This window comes from Brevundimonas sp. EAKA (assembly GCF_000698025.1).
GTDB lineage: Bacteria > Pseudomonadota > Alphaproteobacteria > Caulobacterales > Caulobacteraceae > Brevundimonas > Brevundimonas mediterranea_A.
The window spans coordinates 1-21,548 of sequence record NZ_JMQR01000053.1; the positions used below are offsets into that span (position 1 = coordinate 1).

Here is a 21,548-nt window from a genome sequence, read left to right on the forward strand (position 1 = left end):
CCGGGGTTCCGCCCCCACCCCCCCGGGCGGGCCGGCCCCCGCCGCCGCCCGCCGCCCGGCCCAGCCTGGCCGACCGGGTGTTCGACGCCGCCTCCGGCGCCTTGGTGGTGGTCGACGCCGACGGCCGCATCCGCCAGGCCAACCGCACCGCCCTGATCATGCTGGGGCGCGGCGAGGGGGTGACGGGTTCCGACTTCGCCGACCTGTTCCTGCCGCTGGACCGTCGCACCGAGGGCCGCCAGGCCTTGCGCGCCGCCCTGAACGCCGATGACGGCGAGGCTGCGCCGATCGAGACGGTGGACGCGGACGGCGCGGGGATCCGCTGGACCCTGACGCCCCTGGCCGACGAGGCGGATCGTCCGGACGCCGTCCTGCTGGCCGGCGCCCCCTTGGCCGACATCGCCCCGATGGAGACCGGCTCTGAAACCGCAGAACCGGCCCCTCTGTCCGATGCGCCGGAAGACGACGCCGGCCAGGACGATCCGCGCGATCCCGTCGCCGAGGCCCTTCAAACGGCGCAGGCGGACTTCGCCCGCCGCGAGAGCGAAATCCTGGCCGCCCATAATCAGGCCCTGCTGGACACGGTCGCCGAGGCCGCGCGCGCCGAACAGGCGGTTCGCGCCGAGCTGGAGGCCGAACGGCGCATGGCCAATGTCGGCCGTCTGGCCGGCGGCGTGACCCATGATTTCAACGCCCTTCTGGGAGTCATGACCTCGGCCCTGGACATGATGCTGCGCCATGCCGACGAGCCCGAGCGCATCCGCCGCCTGGGCCAGGCGGCCCTGGCCGCCGGTCAGCGCGGCGAACGCCTGACCCGCCGCCTCAGCGCCTTCTCGCAGGACGAGGACCGCACCAATCTTCAGCGGCTGGACGTCGGGATCTTCCTGGCGGGCCTGGAGACCAAGCTGCGTCTGCTGTCGGGGCCGTCGATCGACCTGATGATCGAAACCCCGGCCCAACCGGCCTTCGCCCGGATCGATCCGGCGGCCTTCGAGGCGGCGGTGCTGGCCCTGACGCGAAACGCGGTCGAGGCGTCGAACGGCGTCGGGTCGGTCGCGGTGCGGCTGGCGATGATGGCCGACGACAGCCTGAGACTGAGCGTGCGCGATTCCGGCCCCGGCATGGACGCCGACACCCTGCGCCGCGCGGCCGAGCCCTTCTTCACCACCCGGCCGGACGCGGCCGGCCTGGGCCTGTCGCAGGCCTTCGCCTTTGCGCGCCAGTCCTCGGGCGCCCTGGCGATCGACAGCACGCCGGGCGAAGGGGCGGAGGTCTCCGTCACCCTGCCCCGCGCGGAGCAGCAGGACGCGGACGCGAGCGAAAATACGGGCCAGACGGACGAACCGGCGCCTGAAATCGTCTCCTGACGGCTTCCTACCCCTGCAAAGGTCGATTCCGGCGTCCCATATGTCGCCCGGCGGTTGACCCCTGCGGGGTCGGCGCTAGTGTCCGCCCGCCTGCCCCCACCCGCCAGAAGACCAGAGGATATCATGGCCGAAGCCCCCGTTCCCTACGACGTCGTCATCATCGGCGGAGGGCCCGGCGGCTATAACGCCGCGATCCGCGCCGGCCAGCTGGGCCTGAAGGTCGCCTGCGTCGAGATGCGCGCCACCCTGGGGGGCACCTGCCTGAACGTCGGCTGCATGCCGTCCAAGGCCCTGCTCCACGCCTCGGAAATGTTCGACGCCGCCAACAGCGAGTTCGCCAAGATCGGCATCGAGGTCCAGCCCAAGCTGAACCTGGGCCAGATGCACAAGGCCAAGGACGACAGCGTCACCGCCCTGACCAAGGGGATCGAGTTCCTGTTCAAGAAGAACAAGGCCGACTGGATCAAGGGCCGCGGCAAGATCGTCGCCAAAGGCAAGGTCGAGGTGACCGCCGCCGACGGTTCGGTCCAGACGCTTGAGGCCAGGAACATCGTCATCGCCACCGGCTCGGAGCCCACCCCCCTGCCGGGCGTCGCCTTCGAGGCGGGCAAGGTGATCGATTCCACCGGCGCCCTGTCCCTTCCGGCCGTGCCGAAGAAGCTGATCGTCATCGGCGCCGGCATCATCGGCCTGGAGCTGGGTTCGGTCTGGCGCCGCCTGGGCGCCGAGGTGACGGTGGTCGAATTCCTGGACCGGATCACCCCCGGCATGGACACCGAGGTCGCCACCGCCTTCCAGCGCACCCTGACCAAACAGGGCATGGTCTTCAAACTGGGCGCCAAGGTCACGGGCGCCAAGCCGGTCAAGGACGGGGTCGAACTGACGGTCGAACCGTCGGCCGGCGGCGCCGCCGAAACCCTGAAGGGCGACGTCGTCCTGGTCGCCATCGGCCGCCGCCCCTACACCGAGGGCCTGGGTCTGGAGACCATCGGCGTCACGCCGGACAAGCGCGGCTTCATCGACCATGACCACTTCAAGGTCGCCGGCCAAGTCAACGAGGGCGGCGTCTGGGTGATCGGCGACGTGACCCACGGCCCGATGCTGGCGCACAAGGCGGAAGAAGACGCGGTCGCCGTGATCGACACCATCGCCGGCAAATACGGCCACGTCGACTACGCTCTGGTGCCCAACGTCGTCTACACCTTCCCCGAAGTGGCCTGGGTCGGCCAGACCGAGGACCAGCTGAAGGCCGCCGGCATCGCGTACAAGAAGGGCAAATTCCCCTTCACCGCCAACAGCCGCGCCAAGATCAACCACGAGACCGACGGCTTCGTGAAGGTTCTGGCCGACGCCGCCACCGACAAGGTTCTGGGCGTCCACATCATGGGTCCGCAGGCCGGCGAGATGATCCACGAGGCCGCCATCACCATGAGCTTCGGCGGCGCCTCGGAAGACATCGCCCGCACCTGCCACGCCCACCCGACCCGTTCGGAAGCCGTCCGCCAGGCGGCCATGGACGTCGAAGGCTGGATGATGCAGGCCTGATCCGCCGCGCCCCGACGGGCGTCTGACATGAAAAAGGCCCGCTCGGCAGTCGCCGAGCGGGCTTTTTTGATCTTGTCCGGCTTGGGCTTAGGCGGCCCAGACGGTCCGGGCGTCCTGAGACTGGCTGTCCACACCCGGCTCGCCGATGCGGAAGCGCGACACCAGCTCGGCCAGTTTTTCCGCCTCCTGGCTCAGCGCCTGGTTGGCGGCGGTGGTCTGTTCGACCATGGCGGCGTTCTGCTGGGTCGTCTGGTCCATCTGGTTCACGGCGACATTGATCTCGGCCAGACCCACGGCCTGTTCCTGGGCCGAGGCGGCGATTTCGCCCGCCAACTGGTTGATCTCGGCCACCTGGTTGATCAGGGCGGTCAGGGCGCCGCCGGTCTGGGACACCAGCCGGGCGCCTTCGCCGACGCTGGCGCCCGAGGCGGCGATCAGGCCCTTGATCTCGCGCGCGGCGTCGGCGGAACGCTGGGCCAGGGCGCGCACTTCCGACGCCACCACGGCGAAGCCGCGGCCGGCCTCGCCGGCCCGCGCCGCCTCGACGCCCGCGTTCAGGGCCAGAAGATTGGTCTGGAAGGCGATCTCGTCGATGACGCCGATGATCTCGCCCATGGCGGCGGTGGTGTCGGCGATGATCCGCTCGCGCGTTCCGGCCCCGCCGCGCGCCTGGGCGGTGATCTCGGCGGCGGACCGGGCGCCCTCGGCCGTCTTGCGGACAGTGACGGTGATCTGATCCAGGGCGGCGGCGGTCTGTTCCAGGGCGGCGGCCTGGCGTTCGGTGCGGCGCGACAGGTCGTCGGTGGCCGTGGACACCTCGGCGGTTCCGGCGCGCATCGCCCCGACCAGATCGACGATATCGGCCATGGTGGCGGCCAGGGTGTCGGCGGCGGTGTTGTAATCGTCCTTCAGCTTGCGGCTGCGCTCGGCGAAGCTGGCGGTGATGCGGTGGTTCAGGTCGCCGCGCGCCAGGGCCGCCAGACCCTGGCCCAGGGCCCCGACCACGACGGCGTCTTCCTCGGCCAGGCGTTCGCGCTCGGCCTCGCTGGCGGCGTGGGTGGCGCGGGCGGTTTCGCGCATCGCCTCGGCCTCGGTCTCGGTCGCCTTCTGACGCACGGCGGCGTCGCGGAAGGCGATGACGGCGCGCGCGATCTGACCGATGTCGTCGCCGCGAGACCCAGGGGGCGTCGAAATCGGTGCGGCCCTGACGCAGGGCCTCCATCCGCTCGCACAGGGCCTGCAGCGGCGAGAACATGCGGCGCGAGGCGACCAGACAGCCGCCCACCACCAGCAAGGTGACGACGACGCCGCAGATCAGCAGGCCGGCCATCATATGGTTCACCGAGGCCATGAAGTCGGCCTTGGGAATGCCGACATACAGCACGCCGATGGTCTGGCCGGCGGCGTTCTTGATCGGGTCGTAGGCGACGAAATAGGGCTTGCCCAGGATGTCGGCCTGACCACGATAGGGTTTGCCGGACTTCAGCACCGCGTCATAGACGGGGCCGGGCTTGAGTTTGGTGCCGACAGCGCGCGAACCGTCGTCCTTGACCACATTGGTCGTGACCCGCAGGTCGTCCATGAAGACCGTCGCCGTGCCCCCCACCAGGGCCTTGATCCGATCGACCGGTTCGACGAAGTCGTTCATCGGCGTGGAGCCGACATACAGTCGGCCGTCCCGCGCCGAAAACCCGTCGCCGTAGTCGGCCAGCACGTCCCAGGCGACGCGCATATTGGCCTCCTGGCGTTCGGCGGCGCTGGCCTCTGCATCCCGGGTCAGCAGCACCACGGCCACCGCCAGCAGGATCGCGGTCAGGGCGGCCAGGGCGCCGATCACCATGAGGGCGATCTTGGCCGAAAGGGAAAGCGCGCTGGGTTTCATCGCCGTATCCAGTGGAGGCTTCGGGTCTTCAGTCAAGCATCCCTGACATGAGCAAGGTTAAGAACCTTCCCCGACGGCAATACTCTATCTCATCTCGATGTGAGCATTCCCTTGAGCCTGTAGAGGGCCTCCAGCGCCTCGCGCGGGGTCAGGGCGTCGGGGTCCACGGCCCCGAGCGCCGTCTCGACCGGCGAGGGCGCAAGGACCGGCGCCGGTTCCGCCAGGGCGAACAGCGGCAGGTCGTCCAGACGGGCGGTCGCCGCCTTCTCCCCTTCCAGCCGTTCGAGCACGGATCTCGCGCGGGCGACCACGGCGCCCGGCACGCCCGCCAGTTTGGCCACCTGCACCCCATAGGACCGGTCCGCCGCCCCCGGCGCCGCCTCGTGCAGGAAGACGAGATCGCCGTTCCACTCCTTGGCCACCATGGACAGGTTGCAGACATGGTCCAGCCGCGTCTCCAGCTGGGCCAGCTCGTGATAGTGGGTGGCGAACAGGGTGCGCGCCCTATTGGTCTCGTGCAGGGCCTCCGCCGTGGCCCAGGCGATGGCCAGGCCGTCATAGGTCGCCGTGCCGCGCCCGATCTCGTCCAGAACGACAAAGCTGCGCGGCGTGGCCTGGGTCAGGATGGCGGCGGTCTCGACCATCTCCATCATGAAGGTGGACCGCCCCCGCGCCAGGTCGTCGCCCGCCCCGACCCGGCTGAACAGCCGGTCCACCACGCCCAGACGCATCGACAGCGCCGGCACGAAGGCCCCGGCCTGGGCCAGGATCACCAGCAGGGCGTTCTGGCGCAGGAAGGTGGATTTACCGGCCATGTTCGGCCCGGTGACGATGGCCAGACGGGCGCAATCCGCCCCGGAGCCGTCCAGCCGCGCATTGTTGGGCGTATAGGGATCGCCGGCCGCCTTGACCGCCGCCTCGACCACCGGATGCCGCCCGGCCTCGACGGAGAAGGCCAGGCTGTCGTCCACTACCGGCCGGGTCGCCCCGACCTCCTGCGCCCATTCCGCCAGGGCCGCGTGGGCGTCCAGTTCGGCCAGGGCCTCGGCGACCGCCTGCAGCGGTTGGGCCAGACGGGCGACCTCGCGCCGCCAGGTCTCGAAGGTCTCGGCCTCGATGGCCAGGGCGCGGTGGCCGGCCTGGCTGATCTTGGCGTCCAGCTCCGACAGTTCGACCGTGGTGAACCGCACCTGGCTGGCCAGGGTCTGGCGATGGATGAAGGGGCTGTCCGGCCCGGCCCGCAGCAGGCCTTCCGCCGCCTTGGCCGAGGTCTCGAGGAAATAGCCCAGGACGGCGTTGTGCTTGACCTTGAAGGCCACGCCCGACTCCGCCACGGCCCGCGCCTCCAGATCGGCGACCACCCGGCGGCTGTCGTCGCGCAGGGTGCGGGCCGCGTCCAGTTCGGGACGATAGTCGGGGCGCACGAAACCGCCGTCGCGCGCCAGGTGGGACGGCTCGTCCACCAGGCCGTCGATCAGATCAGCCTTCAGCCGCGACACCTCGGGCGACAGGCTGAGACGATCCAAGGCCAGGGCGATGCGGCGCGGCTGACCGGTGATCGGATCCACCTGGCCGATGAACAGGCCGGCCACCCCCTCCGCTATGGTCAGGCCGACACGCACCGCCGCCAGATCGCGCGGACCGCCGCGTCCCAAGGCCAGCCGTCCGACCGCGCGGGCGATGTCCGAGGAGGCCTTCAGCCCCTCGCGCAGGTTGCGGCGCAGATCGCGCCGCTCCAGCAGCCATTCGACCGCGTCGAGCTGTTCGTTGATCGCCAGCGGATCGCGCAACGGCCGGGCGATCCGCTCCGCCAGGGCCCGGGCCCCGCCCGAGGTGACGGTGCGGTCGATACAGGCCAGCAGCGAGCCTTCGCGTTCGCCCCTCTGGGTCCGGTCGATCTCCAGACTGGTCCGCGTCGCGGGGTCGATGGCCAGAAAACCGCTCTCGCCCAGCCGACGCGGCGGCGCCAGGGCCGGGACCTTGCCGGCCTGGGTCGTCTCCAGATAGGCGGCGATCAGGCCCAGGGCCGAAATTTCCGCCTCCTCGAAGGCGCCGAATCCGTCCAGGGCCGCGACGCCATACAGCCGCTCGACCCGCGCCTGGGCCGCCTGGGGCTCGGCGATGGCGCTGGCCAGGGCCTGAACCACGCCGCCGGACCCGTCCAGGGCGTCCCGCGTCGCCGGGTCCGAATAGATCCGGTCCGTGACCAGAACCTCAGACGGCCGGAACGCCGCCAGGGCCGCGCCCAGGTCCTCCAGCGCACAGGCGACGCTGTCCACAGCGCCGGACGACAGCTCCACCACCGCCACCGCCGCCCGCCCCTTGCGCACCGCCACGGCCGCCAGACGATTGGCGCCCCGCGCATCCAGCAGACTGTCCTCGGTCAGGGTGCCCGGCGTCACCACCCGCACCACGCCGCGATGGACCACGGCCTTGCCGCCGCGCTTCTTGGCCTCGGCGGGATCTTCCAGCTGTTCGCAGATGGCGACCTTGTGGCCCAGGCGGATCAGCCGGGCCAGATAGCCTTCCATCGCATGGACCGGCACACCGGCCATGGGGATGTCCTCGCCCTGGTGCTTGCCCCGCTTGGTCAGGGTGATGCCCAGGGCGGCGGCCGCCACCTCGGCGTCCTTGAAGAACAGTTCGTAGAAATCCCCCATGCGGAAGAAGAGTATGGCGTCCGGCTGTCCGGCCTTGGCCGTCAGATACTGCGCCATGAAGGGCGTCGCCCCTTCCAGCGAGGCGGCGACTTCAGGCGAATGTTCGGGGGAGGGAAAAGCGGGCGCGTTCATGTGCCGTCAGGGTGACGGATCGCGACCGACCGCTCAAGCCCGTTAACGGCTCTTGCACAGGCTTGTCACCCCTGCGATAGGCCGTGTCAGGCGGTTAAGGGAACACGGTGAGACACCGTGGCTGTGCCCGCAACTGAAGGCGGCGAGAGCGTCGTCCGTCCGGGGTCTCGACCCCGGCGCCACTGGGTGACTGGGAAGGCGAGGACGGCGGTTTATGACCCGCAAGCCAGGAGACCTGGCCGCCTGACGTCGCTCGTCCGCTGTCCGGGACCAGACAGAGGCGCGGGGACTTCTCGTCGTAGCGACCCGATCTTGCGCCGTCCGGACCTTTCAGGCCCGGCGGATCGGCTCGCTCATACCGGTTCCTCGCGCGCACTCGCGGAGCCGACATCGGGGATTCTCGCTCAATGAAGCGCTCCATTCTTCTCTCCACGGCGGCCCTGTCCGCCGCCTTCGCCGCGCCCGCCTTCGCCTTTGACGAGGCGACCCAGCTGGACGACGTCGTCATCACCGCCACCCGTATCTCGGCGATTGTCGCCGACACGCCCGGCGCCCGCGTCATCGACGCCAAGACGATCGAACAGCGCGGCGCCGTCTTCGCCGCCGACATCCTGTCCGACGTGCCGGGCCTGTCGGTGACGCGCACGGGCGCCTTCGGCGGCCTCGCTCAGGTTCGGATGCGCGGCGCCACGCCCGGCAAGACCCTGGTCCTGGTCGACGGCGCGCCTGTCAACGACGCGGCTGAGCCAAACGGCGCCTATGATTTCTCTGGCTTCGAACTGGGCGACATCGACCGGATCGAAGTCCTGTCCGGTCCCCAGTCGTCGCTGTGGGGGTCCGACGCCATCGGCGGGGTGATCTCCTTCACCACCAAGGAGATCGACGGTCTGCGCGCCGAAGCCGAGGCCGGCAGCTATGACACGGTGCGCGGGCGTCTGGCCGCCGGCGTCGCCAATGAGACCTATGCCGTCAGCGCCTATGTATCGCATTTCGACACCGATGGAATCTCCGCCGCCGACGAAGCCAACGGCAATCCCGAGGCTGACGGCTTCACCACCACCACCGCAGGCGTGAAGGGACGTTACGCCGTCTCCGACAACGTCAAGTTCGACGGATCGGCCCGCTGGTCCAAGAGCGATGCCGATATGGATAACGGTTTCCCGGTCTCCGACAATGACGACACGTCAGAATCCGAACAATGGTCGGGCTTTGCTCGCGCGAGCGTCGAAGGCTTCGGGCTAGACCACCAGTTCAGCGTCTCGACCTCGGACATCGAGCGCCAGACCTTCAGCGCCTTCCCCTCGACCTTCAAAGCCGACCGTCAGGCCTATCGTTGGCAGGCGAATGGCGAGGCCGGCGCAGCCACCTACGCCTTCGGCGCCGAACGCGAGGAAAGCGAAGGCAGTATCTCGACAGGTGACAAGGTCAGCCTGGGCACGAGCTCGGTGTTCGGCACGGCCCGTTATGAAGTCAGCGACGCCCTCAGCATCACCAGCGGCCTGCGGTTCGACGATACGGACGACTTCGGCTCCAAGACCACCGGCCGGATCTCCGCCGCCTATGAATTGACCGGCGGTTTCATCCTGTCGGGCGCCTATGGCACGGGCTTCAAGGCCCCGTCAGTCAGCCAGGCGGTTTGCGACTTCTGCTTCTCGTCGACTCCCTATCCGACCCTGAAGCCGGAAACGGCCGACAGCATCGAAGTGGCACTGGGTTGGGCCTCGGCCGACGGTCGTTTCGACGGCCGCGCCACCCTGTATCGCCTGAATGTCGAGGATCAGATCATTTACTTCTTCAATGAAGATACTTTCGATATCTACTACGACAACGTCGATCGGACCCGCTCCGACGGCGTCGAACTAGAAGGCCGCGCCCTGCTGGGGGCCGGCTTCGATCTGACCCTGGCCTATGCCTGGACCGACGCCGAAGACCGCTCGACCGGCGCGCGCCTGCTGCGCGTGCCTGAACATGCGGGATCGGCCACCCTGGGCTGGACGGGTGATCGGATTTCGGGCGCCCTGACCGTCCGCGCCGAGGGCGACCAGGATGATTCCGGCGGGGTGCGCGACAGCTTCGTCACCGCCAACCTGAACACGGCCTATCAGCTGACCGATCAGGTCGCCCTGACGGCCCGGATCGAGAACCTGGCCGACGAGCGGTATCAGCAGGTGCTGGGCTACGGCGAGCCCGGCCGGTCGGCCTATGTCGGGGTCAGGCTGCGCTACTGATCCGCGCGCGGGCGTCGGCGGTGAAGGCCGCCGGCGCCTCGAGCGCCAGCTCCGGCCAGCTCAGATCGGGGCCGGGCGCGTGGGCGGCGGCCAGGATGGCGCGCAGTTCGGCCGCCGAGGCCACGCTGGCGACCACCCGGTCCACCGCCTTCAGCGAAAACGCATAGGCCAGGGCCGCCTGCATCGGATCGCAGCGCCGTTCGGCCAGACGCCGGCGCGTCCGCGACAGGGCCTGGGCGTAGTTGGCCAGATGGGGCGGCAATTCATCGCCGACCGCGAACAGAAGCCCGCCGGCGAAGACCGAGGCCAGGTGCACCTCGGCGCCGCCGGCCTTGATCTCGTCCAGCACGCCCTCGGCGGCGGCCCGCTGGTCCAGCAGATTGCAGGAAATCTGAACCACGTCGGCCTCCAGCCGGCGCGCCAGCAGGGCCGGGCCGTCCTCGACCGTGGCGCAGAAGCCGATGCTGCGGAACAGGCCGCGGGTCTTCAGGGATTGCAGCCGGTCCCACAGGGCGCGGCCCTCGGCCCCGGCCAGGTCGGCGGCGTTATTGACCAGCAGGGCCTCGCCGCGCGGCAGGCCCATGCGTTCCAGCGACCGGCGCGCCCGCGCCTCGACCCGATCCAGGCCTTCGCTCAGGGCCACGGTTTGAACCGTCACGCGGAAGGGCGAGGGGAAGGGCCAGGCCTGGCCCAGCAGCCGTTCGCCGTCGCCGCCCGGTTTGGTCGCGATCATCTTGACACCGGCGTCCGCGCCCGTCTGCAACAGGAAGCGCATGGCGTCCTCGCGCGCGCCCGACGGCGCGGCCATGAACGGATTCAGGGCGCGTCCCGGCTCTGTCACCACGGCGAGAGCCAGGCGATCTATGGGCGAAGGCGCCGAAGGGGTGGCGGGGGAATGCGTCACATTCCCATCTTGCACCTCCAAAGCTTAAAGGAGGTTGAGCGAGACGTTACGCGAGTCTTACCTGGAGATCGTCGGTATGGCGGATCAGGCGTCGGCGTCGGGCTGCCGATCCGGGTGCGCCGCCCCGAAGGCGGAGTGGTCCAGCGCCCGCGCCTCCACCGCCAGAAGCCCCGGCCAGGCCTCGAGCGCCATGTTGAACCGCCGCGCGGAATAGAGCTGCGGCATCAGATAGCAGTCGACCAGGCCCGGCCGGTCGCCGAAACTCCACCCCTGGCCGTGGCGGCCCACCAGGATCTCCAGGGCGTCGAAACCCGGCGCGATCCAGCGCGCGGCCCAGGCGTCCACGGCGGCCTGGTCCGCCGCGAAATCCTCGCGCAACGACCTGAGGACGCGCAGATTATTCAGCGGATGAATATCGCAGCCGATCAGGGCGGCCATGGCCCGGACACGGGCCCGGTCGGCCGATCCCTTCGGCAACAGGGCCGGCTCGGGATGAACCTCTTCCAGCCATTCCAGAATGGCCGGGCTCTGGGTGACGACCTGATCCCCGTCCTGCAGGGCCGGCACCATGCCCTGGGGGTTCAGGGCCAGATAATCGGCCGCCTTCTGCTCGCCCTTGCGCAGGTCATGCGCCGCCGTCTCATAGGCCAGGCCCTTGAGGCACAGGGCGATGCGGACCCGGTAGCTGGCGCCCGAGCGCCAATAGCCGTGCAGGATCATCAGACGATCTTGAAGCTCAGGGGCGCCAGGCCGTCGATGGTCACGACCACCGCGTCGCCGCGCGCCAGGGGTCCGACGCCCGACGGGGTGCCGGTGAAGATCAGGTCGCCCGCCTGGAGCGACCACAGTTTCCCGGCTGCCTCGACGATCTGATCGGGGTTCAGGATCATGTCGTCCAGGGTGCTGGACTGTTTCGTCTCGCCGTTGACGCTCAGGGCGATCACGCCCGCGGGGGCCGGAAGCGGTCCCAGGGTCAGGGCGCCGCAGGGGGCCGACTGGTCGAACCCCTTGGCTGCATCCCACGGCCGCCCGGCCTTCTTCGCCTCTGCCTGAAGATCGCGACGGGTCAGGTCGCAGCCGACCGCCCAGCCCACGATCCGCCCGCCCTCGCCGATGGCCGCCACCAGTTCGGCCTCGAAATGCAGATTGTCCGTCGCCGACGGATAGGCCGGGTCGGCCCCGTCCGACACCAGGGCGTCGCCGGGCTTGGAAAAGAAGAAGGGGGACTGCTTGTCCGGGTCCGACCCCATTTCGCGCGCATGGGCGGCGTAGTTCTGGCCGACGCACAGGATGCGGCGAACCGGGAAGCGCCGGGCGTCGCCGGTGATCGGCAGGGTCGGCAGGGGGCGGGGGGCGAACAGCAGGTCGGTCATTTCCCCAATCTAGAACGGCGAAACGCGCCTGACGAGGCCGGGGATCACGGGTGGGCGAAGGGAACCTCGCGCCGGGTGTAGCGTTCCGAAACGGGGTCCCCTATTCTATTGCCAAGCTTGAAACCGGAGCGCGCACCATGGCCACCACCAAGGCTAGAGAAGACATCAAGGCCGACCTGAAGACCCTCAAGGAGGATCTGAAGATCGGCGCCCGCGAAGAAACCCAGCGTCTGCGCGAAAAGGCCGAGGAGGCCGAGGCCAAGCTGCGGGCCAAGAGCGAGGAAGTGCGCGACCAGGCGCGCGGCTATTACGACACCGCCCGGGTGCGCGGCCGCGAATATTACGACGACGCCGCCGAACGCCTGGACGAGGCCCAGCGCTATATCGTCGAGCGGGTGCAGGAACGTCCGGTCCAATCGACCGCCATCGCCCTCGGCGTCGGCGTGGTGCTCGGCCTGCTTCTGGCCGGCCGTCGCCGCTGATGTTCAAGGGCATCGTCAAACGCATCGTGGCGACCAGCGTGGCCGCCGCGAGCGTCTTTCTGGCCGTGGTGTTTCTCGGCGTCGCCATCTTCCACGCCATCAGCCTGGTCACGACGCCCCTGGGCGCCTCGGCCATCACCTTCGCCCTGTTCGCCCTGGTCGCCCTGGTCGTCGCACTCGTCTTCCTGAAGGGCGAAAGTCACGACGAGGAGGACGAGGAGGATGCGCCGGACGGTCTGATCGGCAAGCTGATCCACATCGTTCGCGAACGCCCGATCATCGGCGCGGTCGGCGGACTGGGCGCGGCCTTCCTGTTGCTGCGCAATCCGGCCCTGGCCGCGATCGTCGCCAGCATGGTGGCCGAGCGAAAGATGGATCAGGGCGGCTACGCCAAAAGGCGCCGTCGGCGCTGAGGATTCTGCGAAGGCCACGGAACGCCCTGCGTCCGGGACCGTTGATCTTCCGACGGGACGAACGGCTGCAAGGCCGCCGTCGGAAACATCAACGCAGGAGAGCTAAACCCATGATTCGCTGGGCAATTATCTTCCTGGTCGTGGCCTTGATCGCAGCCGTTCTCGGCTTCGGCGGCATCGCGAACTTCTCGTTCGAGATCGCCAAATTCATCGCCGTGATCGCCATCATCCTGTTCGTCATCGCCCTCGTGGCCGGCGGACTTCGCGGACGCGGCGCCCCTCGATTATAGGGCTGCCGCTCCGGCGAAATGCAGAAGGGCCGGAACGCGAGTTCCGGCCCCTTTTCTATTTGCGGCGTCACCCGGGAATAGAGACGCGACGGCTCAGACCGCCGCCTTCTCCAGCTCGCCCGGCCTGTTCGGGCTGAGCGCGGTCGCGGCCTTGCGGGTGTCCTGACGACGCGGCAGCCGCCAGACCTGATGCGGGCTGTAGCCCCGCCCGTCCCAGGCCAGGGCCGTGACCGTAATGGTCCTGGCGTCCCAGTCCACCTGATTGAAGCCCGGCGGCGAGCCCCGCTCGCGGTGCGACAGGGTCCCGCACCCGACGGCGTAGGAGCAGCGGTCCGCCAGATCGATGGGCAGGGCGAAAGGCACATGGACATGGCCCGTCATGATCAGATCCACCCCGGCCTCGGCGAAGATCAGGGCCGCCTCGTCGCCGCGCTTGACGTCGCCGGTCATCGGCGTGCCGATCATCTCGACCAGGGGATGATGACAGGCCAGGATGCGCAACGCCCCGATCGGCGCCTGACGCAGGGCCTCGGCCGCACGCCGGGTCTGGTCCAGATCGATGACCCCCTTGGACCAGTTGGGCCGCGCCTGCCAGCCGCGCGCCGTGACGACGCCCCGCACCATCACCGTGTCGTTGCAGAACTGACCGTCATGGGCGGGGAAACCCGTCGCCGTCTCGAAGGCGCGCCATGGATGGAACAGGCGGGCGACCGGGCTCCAGTAGGGGACGTCGTGATTGCCGACGATGACGAAGCGCGGCTCCGGCATGGCCCGCATCCATTCCCCCGCCGCCCGGAATTCGACCGGATAGCCCTTCTGGGTGATGTCGCCGGTGATCAGAACCAGATCATTGGGCGTGGCGTGGGCGTATTCCAGCGCCGCCGCCACCGCCCCCTTGTGCTCGCATCCGAAATGAACGTCCGAAAACTGGAGAACACGCCCCATCAGAGACTGTCCTCGGCCGCAGGGGGCCGGGGCGCAAGGGCGCGGAACGCCTTGGGAATGAATCGCACGGTGGCCTCGGATTTCAACAGGACGGGCTCTCCGTCTATCACGGCGGGAATCTTGGAGCGCGCCCGGACGTCGATCCGCTTGGCCGGGCGGGTCGAGACGGCGGGATCGTGGCGCCAGTCGCTGAACAGGGCGTTGGCGGCCAGGCGGAAGGCCTGGCTGGCGTCGGACGGGTCCATCGCCGCGGCTTCCAGCCCGTCCGGCTCTTCCATGGCCTTGGAGATCATCGGGCTGATCAGCACCAGAGCCTCGGCCCGACGCCGGGGGCCGCCGTCCAGACTGAACCTCAACCGACCGGTGAAGGCCCGCTTCAACGCCCGCCGCGCATAGGCCCAGGCCAGTCTCACCTTGCCGGTCCGCATCGCCTCGCGCGCCGGCGCCCACAGGGCCGGCGAGCCCAGGATGGCGGCGCAGTAGAAATATTCCCCCGACACCTCGCCGCCGGACACCGATTGGGGCTCGCCCTCCTCCAGGGCGCGGCGCAGGGCCAGCTTCCAGTCGGCCGTGCCGTACAGGGCCCTGGGCAGCATGTTCATCGTGCCGCCCGGCAGGGGGGCGATCATCGGACCATTCGGCCTGGCCTTCGCCGCCACCGACCGCGCCGTGCCGTCGCCGGCCAGGACGAAGATCACGTCCGGCGCGGCGGCGAAGGCGTCGGCGATGGCCTGGTCGAAATTGCCGGCTTCCAGCACCACGACCTGGGTTTGCAGGTCATAGTCCGCCAGGATCGCCTCGGCCTCGGCCTCGGCGCGCGGGCCGACGCTGCCGGACAAGGGATTGACCAGCATCACCGCCCGGCCCAGCGACGCATGGGGCGTGAGACGACGCGGGGCCTCGTCGCGCGGCTCGCCGGCGTCGGCGTCGGGTTCTGAACTCAGGGTGTCGGTCATGGCCGCCGAACGTTCAGGCGGCCCGCCCGTTCCCGACAAGCGTGACTATTGCTTCAGTTCGTCGCGGGCGGTCGAGGCGCCGGCCTTCAGGGCGTCGCCGGTCCTTTCGGTCGCCTGCCCCGCCTTGTCGGCCGCGACCTCTGCGGCTTCCGGGGCGCGTCCCGCCAGTCTCTGCGCCCCGGTCCAGCCGGTCATGATCCAGCCGTCCATCATCCGGCCCGCCGCCTGGACCGATCCTTCCTTGATGGACAAGACCAGGGTCAGGGCGCCGATCAGGGCCAGCAGGGTCACCAGCAGATTGACCAGCGGCGCGGCCGAGGCCTTGCGCTTCTTGCTGCGCGCCCAGATCGGGCCTTCAGCGCCGGCCGTGGCGCGCGTCACATCAGAAAACCGCATCATTTCCCCCCAAGGACTGCGCAGGCTGACCCACGCCGGTTAAGCATAGTCGTTTCGACAGAACGACGATAGACAGGGGAACCGGAGCCGTACTCCAGCGTTATCGCCTTCGGGGCGAACCCAGGATAGAGGATTTCATCATGAACAAGGCCATCATCGCGATCGCCGGCGCCGGTCTTTTGGCTTCGGCCTGCGCGAGCGACCCTTACGGCAACTCGAACCAGACCGTGCGCCAGGGCGCCATCGGCGCCGGCCTCGGCGCTGTCGCCGGCGCCGTCATCGGCAACAATGTCGGCGGCGGCAACGCAGCCACCGGCGCCCTGATCGGCGGCGCCCTGGGCGGCGCAGCGGGCGCGATCCGCGGTTCGAGCCAGGACCGCAACAACCAGCAGCGCTACCGCGACAGCCAAGGCCGCACCTACTACTGCTACGACAACCGCCAGGACGAGTGCTACTGGGATAACGGCCAACGCCGTTATTGAGCCGTGACTTCGAACCGGGCCCTGGTCCGGTTCGAGACCGGTTTGAGTTTCGGGAAGGGCGGTTCGTCGTGGACGGGCCGCCTTTTTCGTGCGCAGGACGATGGTGTGACACAGGGGATAGTCATGAAAACGAGAACAATTCTGGCTCTGGCTGGCGGGCTGCTGGCGGTGGGGGCCTGTGCGACGCCGATGCGGCGGGATCAGATCGTGACCAGCGGTTCCCCGTGCATGCCGGTGCGGTTCGACATCTATTTCCGCGAGAACGAGGCGCGGCTGACCGACGCGGCCGATCAGGCCATCGATGCGGCGGCGGGCGTACTGCGGACCTGCGACGTGCGCAGCATCCAGGTGGTGGGTCTGGCGGACGCGACCGGAGCGAGCGAGGCCAATCTGAGCCTGTCGCAACGCCGCGCGCGGACCGTGGCCCAGGCCTTGAACGCAGCGGGCCTGCCGTCGCCGGTGTTCGACGTGGGCGCCGCAGGGGACGCGGGCGCGACCACGGCGGGCGGGGCGGCCGAGCCCCTGCGCCGGCGCACCGAAGTGGTCGTGGACGCCCACCCGCGCCGCTGAAACTCGGCTGATCGGACACGCTGACAGAGCGGGTCGCAGGGCCTAGAAGCAGGTCATGCGCCCGACCGCCTTCCTGTACGCCCTGCTGTTTTGCCTCGGCCTGTCCGTCCTGCCGGGCGTTCCGTCCGTCGCCGAAGCCCAGCCGGTCAGCCGTCCGGCCGAGGCGGCGGCGGCCGTGCCGCACGGTCCGCGACGGGCCGACAATATCGAGGCGGAACTGGTTCCCCTGTCGCGCTGGGCCGCGCCGGGGTCGACCGTCGTGGTGGCGGTGCATCAGACCATCGCGCCCGGCTGGCACACCTATTGGCGCAATCCCGGCGATTCCGGAGGGCCGACCACCCTGGACTGGCGTCTGCCGGCCGGGGTCAAGGCCGGCGAGATCGTCTGGCCCCTGCCCACGCGCCAGCGGCTGATGAGCCTGGTCAACTACGGCTATTCCGGCGACGTCTATCTGCCCGTCCCGATCGAGGTTCCGGCCTCGGCCCGGCCGGGAACCACCCTGCCCCTGACCGTCGACGCCCTGTTCCTGGTGTGCAGCGACCAGATGTGCGTGCCGGTGCAGATGAGCCTGCGTCTGGACCTGCCGATCCGCGAGGGCGCCCCGCCGCTGGATCCCGACCATGGCGCCGCCATCCAGGCCGTGCTGGAGGCCGCGCCGCGGCCGGCGGGTCTGGACGCCCGCGCCACCCTGCAGAACGGCGTCCTGACCCTGTCGGCGACGGGCGGCCCCCTGGCGGACCTGACGGCCGGCGCGGGCCTGAGCCGGGCCTATTTCTATCCGTTCGAGGGCGGGATCATCGACCACGCCGCCCCCCAGTCGGGTCAGAGCGGCCCGAACGGGCTGAGCCTGACCCTGACCCCCGGCGGCGACCTGACGGCCAAGGGTCTGAACGGTCCGATCTCGGGCGTCCTGGCCACCGACGCCGGCGCTTGGGAGATCACGGCCCAACCCGGCCCGGTCCTGGCCGGAACCACCGGCGGCAAGGCCCTGTCCGGCGAGGTCGAGGCCCCCAGCGCCGGAACCCAGCTCAACCTGGGCCTGATCCTGCAATCGGCCCTGTTCGCCCTGATCGGCGGCCTGATCCTGAACCTGATGCCCTGCGTCTTTCCCATTCTGGCCATGAAGGCCGCCGCCCTGGCCGCCTCGGCCCATCAGCCGCGCGAGGCGCGGCGCGACGGCCTGTTGTTCCTGGCCGGGGTTCTGGCGACCTTCCTGGTCCTGGCCGGCGTCCTGCTGACCCTGCGCGCCGGGGGCGAGGCCGTCGGCTGGGGCTTCCAGCTTCAGTCGCCGGCGGTGATCGCAGGCCTGGCCCTGCTGATGCTGGCGGTGGGGCTGAACCTGTCGGGCGTCTTCCATGTCGGCGCCGGACTTCAGGGCGCGGGCGCCGGTCCCCTGTCGCGCCTGCCGGGCGGCGCGGGCGCCTTCTTCACCGGAATTCTGGCCGTGGTCGTCGCCGCCCCTTGCACCGCCCCCTTCATGGCGGCGGCCCTGGGCGCGGCCCTGCTCATGCCCTGGCCGGCGGCGTTGCTGATCTTCCTGATGCTGGGCCTGGGCCTGGGCCTGCCCTATCTGGCCGTCAGCCTGTCGCCCGGCCTGCTGCGGCGCCTGCCCCGGCCCGGCCCATGGATGGATCGGCTGAAGGGCCTGCTGGCCTTCCCCATGTACGGCGCGGCCCTGTGGCTGGTCTGGGTCTTCTCACGCCAGACCGGCGCGGAGGGACTGGCCCTGCTGATGGCGGCCGCCCTGACCACCGCCTTCGCCCTGTGGCTGTTCGGTCTGACCCAGGCCCAGCGCGCCCTGGGCCGATCCGCCCGCCTGTCCGGCGGATCCAGCCTGATCGCGCTCGGGGCCGCCCTGGTCCTGGCCGTGATCGCCGGTCGCGCGCCGGTTCTGGGGGCGGCCTCGGTCGCCGAGTCCGGTCCCATGGCCTCCGCGCCCTGGTCCGCCGAATCCGTCCGCGCCGCCCAGGCCGAAGGCCGTCCGGTCCTGGTCAATTTCACGGCTGACTGGTGCGTGACCTGCAAGATCAACGAGCGCGCCGCCCTGTCCTCGCCCCGCGTCGCCGAGGCCCTGAAGGCGACGAACGCCGTCTATCTGGTCGGCGACTGGACCCGCCGTGACGACGCCATCACCCGCGAACTGGAGCGTCACGGCCGGTCGGGCGTGCCCCTGTATCTGCTCTATCCGGCGAACGGCGGCGAACCGCGCATTCTGCCGCAACTGTTGACCGAAGGCGTGGTCATCGAGGCTCTGAAGGGGACGTGACGGCCTTCGCCGGGTGACGAGGAAGCCTAGACCTCCGGCGGCGGCGGGGCGGTGATGACCTCGACATTGTCGTTCAGCAGATAGGACAGTTCCGACAGGGCGACGGCGCGGTCGGCGGGCGTGGCCGCCGCCTGAACCGCCTGGACCTTTTTTGGCATGTCCTCGGAAATGCCGCGCAGGATGCATTTCAGATCGCCGTCCGTGCCGCGTTCCTTCAGGATCAGGTGGCCCTGCATGTCGAGCGCGGCCAGCTGTTCGGCCTGGGCCTTGAAGCCGGTGAAGGCCTGGCTGGTGAAGAAGTCCGCCTGATCCGCCGCCTTGGCCGCCGCCCAGCCGTCGACCAGAGCCTTCAGCGCGCCGGACCGGGCGACGATGTCGGCGAACAGGGGCTCGGTCGCCACCGACACCGGCGCCCCGACCGCCGCAGGGGGCTGTTCGGCCGCCAGGGCCACGGCGGGATTGGACAGGGCCAGGGCGATCGTGAGAGCAAGGCCGCAGGACATGAGGGTGACTTCCTGTTTCAGCGTCGGCTAGGACGTTGAACCGACATACGCCCGACCCGTAAACGAGTGTTTACCTTCTTCTCTCTCCCAGAGGACGACCGATGACCCGTGACGACGCCTGGACGACCTTCGACCGCACGGCCGCCGAGGCCGGCGCGACCCGTATCGACCAGCAGTTCGCCGCCGATCCCGACCGGCTGGCGCGGATGTCGGTCGAGGCGGCGGGGCTTTATCTGGACCTGTCGAAACAGAGCTGGACCAAGGCCGGCTTCGAGGCCTGTCTGGATCTGGCCCGCGCCAGCGACGTCGAGGGCCGTCGCGCCGCCCTGTTCGCCGGCGAGGCCGTCAATCTGACCGAGGGCCGGGCCGTGCTGCACCCGGCCCTGCGCGCCCCGGCCGGCGCCGACTTCAAGGCCCTGGGCGAGCCGGTCTCGGCCGAGGTGGACGCCGTGCGCGCCGACATGAAGACCTATGCCGACGCCGTGCGCTCGGGCGCCGAGGCGGGGGCCACAGGGCGCAAGTTCGAGGCCATCGTCCATGTCGGCATCGGCGGGTCAGACCTGGGACCGCGCGTGGTCTGGGACGCCCTGCGCCCGCTGGACCCCGCCATCGACCTGCGCTTCGTCGCCAATATCGATCCGCGCGACATGGCCGAGGCCCTGACCGGCCTGGACCCCGAAACCACCCTGGTCGTGGTCGTGTCCAAGACCTTCACCACCCAGGAAACCCTGGCCAACGCCGAGGCCGCCAAGGCCTGGCTGACCGCGGCCCTGCCGGCCGAAGGCATGACCAAACACTTCATCGGCGTGACGGCGGCGCCGGACAAGGCGGCGGCCTTCGGCTGCGGCCGCACCTTCGCCTTCCGCGACTGGGTCGGCGGCCGCTATTCGCTATGGTCGGCGGTCAGCCTGTCGTGCGGCATCGCCCTGGGCTGGGATGTGTTCGAGGCCATGCTGGCCGGGGCCGCGGCCATGGACGATCATTTCGTCTCGGCCCCGCTGGAGCGGAACGCCCCGATCCTGCTGGCCCTGGCCCAGGTGTTCAACGTCGACGGCCTGAACCGGCCCGCCCGCACCGTCGCCCCCTACGCCCACGCCCTGCGCCGCCTGCCGTCCTTCCTGCAGCAGCTGGAGATGGAGTCGAACGGCAAGCGGGTCCATCGCGACGGAACCCCCGTCACGCGCCAGACCTGCCCGTTGGTGTTCGGCGAGCCGGGCACCAACGGCCAGCACGCCTTCTTCCAGCAGATCCACCAGGGGCCCCAGATCGTCCCGGCCGAGTTTGTGATCGTGGCCAAGACCCATGCGGACGCGCCGGAATCCCCCCTCTGGTCCAACGCCCTGGCCCAGGGTCAGGCCCTGATGCTGGGCAAGACCACTGAAGCCGCCAAGGCGGAAGGCCTGGCCCAGGGCCTGTCGGAGGAAGAGGCGGCCCGTCTGGCGCCTCACCGCACCTTCACCGGAAACCGCCCCTCGACCGCCATCGTCATGGACCGTCTGACGCCCGAGACCCTGGGCGCCCTGCTGGCCCTCTATGAGCACAAGACCTTCGTCGAGGGCGTGATCTGGGACATCAACAGCTTCGACCAGTGGGGCGTCGAACTGGGCAAGGTCCTGGCCAGGGCGATCCTGAAGGACGTGGACGCCGGCGGACCGTCCGCCGATCTGGACCCCTCGACGGCCGGCCTGATGACGCGGTTGATGGGCTGAGGCTCACATCGGCGCGGCGTCGATCGTCAAGACGCGCCGGGGGGATCGTTTCCCGGCCGGCGGCGAGCGGTGCAGGACCTCCGGAAACTCCGGCCAGGCCTCCCAGCCCGGCGCCGTGCCCTTCATGATGGCGATGTCGCCGGGATGAAGGGTGCGGATCCGACGGCGCGTGCCGATATAGCGCCCGTCCAGATCCTCGCCGATCTCGCCGGCGAAGGCCCATTCCGGCCCCGGCCCCTCATAGGCGACGATCAGGCGCACCGGGACCGCGTCCTGATGGAAGCGTGGGCAGGCGCGCCGGGTCACGGTCTCGCACCGCGCGCGCCAGGTCTCGCATCCGCTGATCGCCGCCACGATCTCCCCCATTCCCTGAATATCCCGCAGCAACCACTCGGGCGCTGGACCCGATGGGGCGATCCACCGCCCATCGCATTCGGCGGTGAAG

The 21,548-nt window shown here is 69.8% G+C and carries 20 protein-coding genes, 1 pseudogene and 1 riboswitch; of the genes and pseudogenes, 10 read left to right on the top strand and 11 right to left on the bottom strand.

What is annotated here, in order from left to right:
• Both ER13_RS09360 and lpdA read left to right on the top strand, forming a co-directional pair.
• The coding region (locus ER13_RS09360) for an ATP-binding protein (RefSeq protein ID WP_052005027.1) at window positions 1-1,367 on the top strand (1,367 nt) is incomplete at its 5' end.
• Between the two features lie 123 nt (window positions 1,368-1,490).
• Entirely contained in the window at window positions 1,491-2,912 is a 1,422-nt protein-coding gene (gene lpdA, locus ER13_RS09365; protein WP_035308683.1) for a dihydrolipoyl dehydrogenase, read from the top strand.
• An 87-nt stretch (window positions 2,913-2,999) separates the two neighbouring features.
• Here lpdA and ER13_RS09370 read toward each other — a convergent pair whose 3' ends face one another.
• The 3 genes and pseudogenes from ER13_RS09370 to mutS form a co-directional block, all read right to left on the bottom strand.
• Window positions 3,000-4,028 carry a methyl-accepting chemotaxis protein gene (locus ER13_RS09370; protein ID WP_052005022.1) on the bottom strand — a complete coding sequence of 343 codons (1,029 nt, stop codon included), beginning with the start codon at window positions 4,026-4,028 and terminating at the stop codon, window positions 3,000-3,002.
• 271 nt (window positions 4,029-4,299) lie between these two features.
• A pseudogene (locus ER13_RS19310) lies at window positions 4,300-4,794 on the bottom strand (cache domain-containing protein); the annotation flags it as partial.
• Between the two features lie 89 nt (window positions 4,795-4,883).
• On the bottom strand, window positions 4,884-7,586 hold the full coding sequence (mutS, locus tag ER13_RS09375; RefSeq protein ID WP_035308684.1) for a DNA mismatch repair protein MutS: 2,703 nt from the start codon (window positions 7,584-7,586) through the stop codon (window positions 4,884-4,886).
• A 49-nt stretch (window positions 7,587-7,635) separates the two neighbouring features.
• Window positions 7,636-7,844: riboswitch (cobalamin riboswitch) on the top strand.
• 149 nt (window positions 7,845-7,993) lie between these two features.
• Between mutS and ER13_RS09380 the strand changes: the two genes are divergently transcribed.
• Window positions 7,994-9,814 (top strand): TonB-dependent siderophore receptor, encoded by a 1,821-nt coding sequence (locus ER13_RS09380; protein WP_008262044.1) that lies wholly within the window; start codon window positions 7,994-7,996, stop codon window positions 9,812-9,814.
• Here ER13_RS09380 and ER13_RS09385 read toward each other — a convergent pair.
• From ER13_RS09385 to ER13_RS09395, 3 genes are all read right to left on the bottom strand, one after another.
• Window positions 9,798-10,718 (bottom strand): aldo/keto reductase, encoded by a 921-nt coding sequence (locus ER13_RS09385; RefSeq protein ID WP_035308685.1) that lies wholly within the window; start codon window positions 10,716-10,718, stop codon window positions 9,798-9,800. The two genes, ER13_RS09380 and ER13_RS09385, sit on opposite strands and share 17 nt — an antisense overlap.
• 84 nt (window positions 10,719-10,802) lie before the next feature.
• Window positions 10,803-11,438 carry a maleylacetoacetate isomerase gene (gene maiA / locus ER13_RS09390; protein WP_035308686.1) on the bottom strand — a complete coding sequence of 212 codons (636 nt, stop codon included), beginning with the start codon at window positions 11,436-11,438 and terminating at the stop codon, window positions 10,803-10,805.
• Entirely contained in the window at window positions 11,438-12,091 is a 654-nt protein-coding gene (locus ER13_RS09395; protein WP_035308687.1) for a fumarylacetoacetate hydrolase family protein, read from the bottom strand. Before ER13_RS09395 ends, maiA begins: the two co-directional genes overlap by 1 nt.
• A gap of 137 nt (window positions 12,092-12,228) precedes the next feature.
• Between ER13_RS09395 and ER13_RS09400 the strand changes: the two genes are divergently transcribed.
• From ER13_RS09400 to ER13_RS09410, 3 genes are all read left to right on the top strand, one after another.
• Entirely contained in the window at window positions 12,229-12,573 is a 345-nt protein-coding gene (locus ER13_RS09400; protein WP_008260669.1) for a DUF883 family protein, read from the top strand.
• Entirely contained in the window at window positions 12,573-12,986 is a 414-nt protein-coding gene (locus ER13_RS09405; RefSeq protein WP_008262661.1) for a hypothetical protein, read from the top strand. Before ER13_RS09400 ends, ER13_RS09405 begins: the two co-directional genes overlap by 1 nt.
• A gap of 110 nt (window positions 12,987-13,096) precedes the next feature.
• A complete protein-coding gene (locus tag ER13_RS09410; RefSeq protein ID WP_008262305.1) occupies window positions 13,097-13,276 on the top strand; it encodes a DUF1328 domain-containing protein in 180 nt (59 codons plus the stop codon).
• A 93-nt stretch (window positions 13,277-13,369) separates the two neighbouring features.
• Here the strand turns inward: ER13_RS09410 and ER13_RS09415 are convergent, their stop codons facing one another.
• Genes ER13_RS09415 through ER13_RS09425 form a run of 3 tightly spaced genes read right to left on the bottom strand, consistent with a single transcriptional unit; the run spans window position 13,370 to window position 15,573 of the window.
• Window positions 13,370-14,221, bottom strand: a complete 852-nt coding sequence (locus ER13_RS09415; RefSeq protein ID WP_035308689.1) for a metallophosphoesterase — start codon at window positions 14,219-14,221, stop codon at window positions 13,370-13,372.
• Window positions 14,221-15,177 carry a diacylglycerol kinase family protein gene (locus ER13_RS09420; protein WP_052005025.1) on the bottom strand — a complete coding sequence of 319 codons (957 nt, stop codon included), beginning with the start codon at window positions 15,175-15,177 and terminating at the stop codon, window positions 14,221-14,223. The genes ER13_RS09415 and ER13_RS09420 overlap by 1 nt, the downstream gene beginning before the upstream one ends.
• 45 nt (window positions 15,178-15,222) lie before the next feature.
• Entirely contained in the window at window positions 15,223-15,573 is a 351-nt protein-coding gene (locus ER13_RS09425; protein ID WP_154726374.1) for a hypothetical protein, read from the bottom strand.
• Window positions 15,574-15,713: 140 nt separating this feature from the next.
• On the opposite strand from ER13_RS09425, the gene ER13_RS09430 reads away from it, so the two are divergent.
• The 3 genes from ER13_RS09430 to ER13_RS09440 all read left to right on the top strand — a co-directional run bounded on the left by ER13_RS09430 (window position 15,714) and on the right by ER13_RS09440 (window position 18,891).
• The gene (locus tag ER13_RS09430; RefSeq protein ID WP_008263428.1) at window positions 15,714-16,055 is read left to right on the top strand and encodes a glycine zipper domain-containing protein; all 342 of its coding nucleotides are present in this window, start codon (window positions 15,714-15,716) and stop codon (window positions 16,053-16,055) included.
• 123 nt (window positions 16,056-16,178) lie between these two features.
• Window positions 16,179-16,625 carry an OmpA family protein gene (locus ER13_RS09435; RefSeq protein ID WP_035308693.1) on the top strand — a complete coding sequence of 149 codons (447 nt, stop codon included), beginning with the start codon at window positions 16,179-16,181 and terminating at the stop codon, window positions 16,623-16,625.
• Between the two features lie 55 nt (window positions 16,626-16,680).
• Window positions 16,681-18,891, top strand: coding sequence for a protein-disulfide reductase DsbD (locus ER13_RS09440; RefSeq protein WP_035308696.1), 2,211 nt, complete (start codon window positions 16,681-16,683; stop codon window positions 18,889-18,891).
• A 26-nt stretch (window positions 18,892-18,917) separates the two neighbouring features.
• Here the strand turns inward: ER13_RS09440 and ER13_RS09445 are convergent, their stop codons facing one another.
• A complete protein-coding gene (locus ER13_RS09445) occupies window positions 18,918-19,394 on the bottom strand; it encodes a hypothetical protein (RefSeq protein WP_035308698.1) in 477 nt (158 codons plus the stop codon).
• Window positions 19,395-19,495: 101 nt separating this feature from the next.
• On the opposite strand from ER13_RS09445, the gene pgi reads away from it, so the two are divergent.
• Window positions 19,496-21,103 (top strand): glucose-6-phosphate isomerase, encoded by a 1,608-nt coding sequence (gene pgi, locus ER13_RS09450; protein WP_035308700.1) that lies wholly within the window; start codon window positions 19,496-19,498, stop codon window positions 21,101-21,103.
• A 3-nt stretch (window positions 21,104-21,106) separates the two neighbouring features.
• Here pgi and ER13_RS09455 read toward each other — a convergent pair.
• Window positions 21,107-21,548 (bottom strand): DUF1826 domain-containing protein (locus ER13_RS09455; protein WP_081836190.1); only part of this gene is annotated, 442 nt, incomplete at its 5' end.

Excerpts from the sequence above, each read along its gene's own strand:
- ER13_RS09420 (WP_052005025.1), bottom strand. The coding sequence starts at position 15,177 with ATGACCGACACCCTGAGTTCAGAACCCGACGCCGACGCCGGCGAGCCG.
- ER13_RS09400 (WP_008260669.1), top strand. The coding sequence starts at position 12,229 with ATGGCCACCACCAAGGCTAGAGAAGACATCAAGGCCGACCTGAAGACC.
- ER13_RS09410 (WP_008262305.1), top strand. The coding sequence starts at position 13,097 with ATGATTCGCTGGGCAATTATCTTCCTGGTCGTGGCCTTGATCGCAGCC.
- lpdA (WP_035308683.1), top strand. The coding sequence starts at position 1,491 with ATGGCCGAAGCCCCCGTTCCCTACGACGTCGTCATCATCGGCGGAGGG.
- mutS (WP_035308684.1), bottom strand. The coding sequence starts at position 7,586 with ATGAACGCGCCCGCTTTTCCCTCCCCCGAACATTCGCCTGAAGTCGCC.
- ER13_RS09425 (WP_154726374.1), bottom strand. The coding sequence starts at position 15,573 with ATGCGGTTTTCTGATGTGACGCGCGCCACGGCCGGCGCTGAAGGCCCG.
- ER13_RS09430 (WP_008263428.1), top strand. The coding sequence starts at position 15,714 with ATGAACAAGGCCATCATCGCGATCGCCGGCGCCGGTCTTTTGGCTTCG.
- ER13_RS09445 (WP_035308698.1), bottom strand. The coding sequence starts at position 19,394 with ATGTCCTGCGGCCTTGCTCTCACGATCGCCCTGGCCCTGTCCAATCCC.
- pgi (WP_035308700.1), top strand. The coding sequence starts at position 19,496 with ATGACCCGTGACGACGCCTGGACGACCTTCGACCGCACGGCCGCCGAG.
- ER13_RS09415 (WP_035308689.1), bottom strand. The coding sequence starts at position 14,221 with ATGGGGCGTGTTCTCCAGTTTTCGGACGTTCATTTCGGATGCGAGCAC.
- ER13_RS09405 (WP_008262661.1), top strand. The coding sequence starts at position 12,573 with ATGTTCAAGGGCATCGTCAAACGCATCGTGGCGACCAGCGTGGCCGCC.
- maiA (WP_035308686.1), bottom strand. The coding sequence starts at position 11,438 with ATGATCCTGCACGGCTATTGGCGCTCGGGCGCCAGCTACCGGGTCCGC.
- ER13_RS09435 (WP_035308693.1), top strand. The coding sequence starts at position 16,179 with ATGAAAACGAGAACAATTCTGGCTCTGGCTGGCGGGCTGCTGGCGGTG.
- ER13_RS09440 (WP_035308696.1), top strand. The coding sequence starts at position 16,681 with ATGCGCCCGACCGCCTTCCTGTACGCCCTGCTGTTTTGCCTCGGCCTG.
- ER13_RS09380 (WP_008262044.1), top strand. The coding sequence starts at position 7,994 with ATGAAGCGCTCCATTCTTCTCTCCACGGCGGCCCTGTCCGCCGCCTTC.
- ER13_RS09395 (WP_035308687.1), bottom strand. The coding sequence starts at position 12,091 with ATGACCGACCTGCTGTTCGCCCCCCGCCCCCTGCCGACCCTGCCGATC.